General features: G+C 64.0%; 1 protein-coding gene. It reads right to left on the bottom strand.

The window, feature by feature from the left end; translation table 11 throughout:
- Window positions 1-265 precede the first annotated feature (265 nt).
- Window positions 266-1,294: an IS110 family RNA-guided transposase gene (locus KNW02_RS20570; protein ID WP_009803435.1), complete on the bottom strand. Its 1,029-nt coding sequence runs from the start codon at window positions 1,292-1,294 to the stop codon at window positions 266-268.
- Window positions 1,295-1,368 lie beyond the last annotated feature (74 nt).

Below are 1,368 nucleotides of genomic sequence, written 5' to 3'. Positions count from 1 at the left end.
TGCAACATGTGTAACCGCCCCTTGCGCAAGGGGTAATTTCAGAGCTGCTTTCCGCGCGTCACCGGGTGCTGACATGTGTCCGGCCTCTGATGCGGCCTTGGTCATGCCGCGGGCCCGTATGGTGTTCGAAGGTCGGGTCCAGATCAAAGCCGCGTGCTCAAAGGCACTCTGTTGCACACTGGTTCTCCCGATCCCGTCTCACGACTGTTGCGCCAAACTGCTCCTTGCCCTCTTCCGCTCCGACGTCCTCGCGACCGACGGCTGCTTACGCTGCCACGGCCGGAGACTGGTATACGCCACCGCGGGCCATCAAAGCCCAGACAATCCGCGCCATCTTGTTCGCCAGCGCGACACGCACCAGCATCGACGGCTTGCGCGACAGCATGTTCCCCAGCCATGTGCCGGGTTGAGCTTCACGATGGACGTGGCGCTTGATGATCACGCTGTTGGCGCCAATGATCAGCAGCCGCCTGAGAGACCGCTCGCCCATCTTCGTCGTCGCTCCGAGGCGCTGCTTGCCACCGGTCGAGTGTTGCCTGGGCACCAACCCGAGCCAGGCTGCAAAATCCCGGGCCTTCCGGAAGGTCTCGGGAGGCGGCGCAAGTGTCGCGATGGCCGTCGCGATCAGCGGGCCGATGCCCGGCACCGTCATCAGCCGTCGGGCGACCTCGTTCTCTTTGGCGCAGCGTGAGATCTCGGCATCGAGCCTCCCGATCTGCGCCTCGAGGTGCGCCAAGGATCCGATCAGAACCTGCAGGGTGGCTGTCGCCTCGGCGGGCAACCCGCTCTCTGGATCCTCGACGATGGCGATCAGCTTCGAGGCATTGGCAGCGCCCTGCGGCACAACCTGCCCGAACTCGGCAAGGTGACCGCGCAGGGCGTTGATCGCCTGGGTGCGCTGCCGGATCAGTAACTCGCGCACGCGGAACACCATCGCCGCCCCTTGGGTCTCTTCGCTCTTCACCGACACGAAGCGCATCGTCGGACGCTGTGCAGCTTCGCAAATCGCCTCGGCGTCGGCGGCGTCATTCTTCTGCCGTTTGACGAAGGGCTTCACGTAGGCCGGAGGGATCAGCCGGACCTCATGTCCAAGCTTGCCAATCTCTCGACCCCAGTAATGTGCACCACCACAGGCTTCCATCGCCACGACGCAAGGCGGCAAAGCCTCAAAGAACCCCAGCACCTGCGTGCGCCGCAGCTTCTTCCGTAGCACCGCACCGCCTGCGGCGTCCGCCCCATGCACCTGGAACACATTCTTCGCCAGATCGAGCCCGACCGTGATAATCTCCGACATGACCGTCCTCCGTTGTGGATCATCGCAGACCCACCTTGGCACAGAGATGCCGTCGGGGGGCGGTCACATCATCA

The organism is Paracoccus marinaquae, from assembly GCF_018860165.1.
GTDB lineage: Bacteria > Pseudomonadota > Alphaproteobacteria > Rhodobacterales > Rhodobacteraceae > Paracoccus > Paracoccus marinaquae.
Note: the sequence above shows the minus strand (reverse complement) of the source record. Positions and strands in the feature narration are given on the sequence as shown.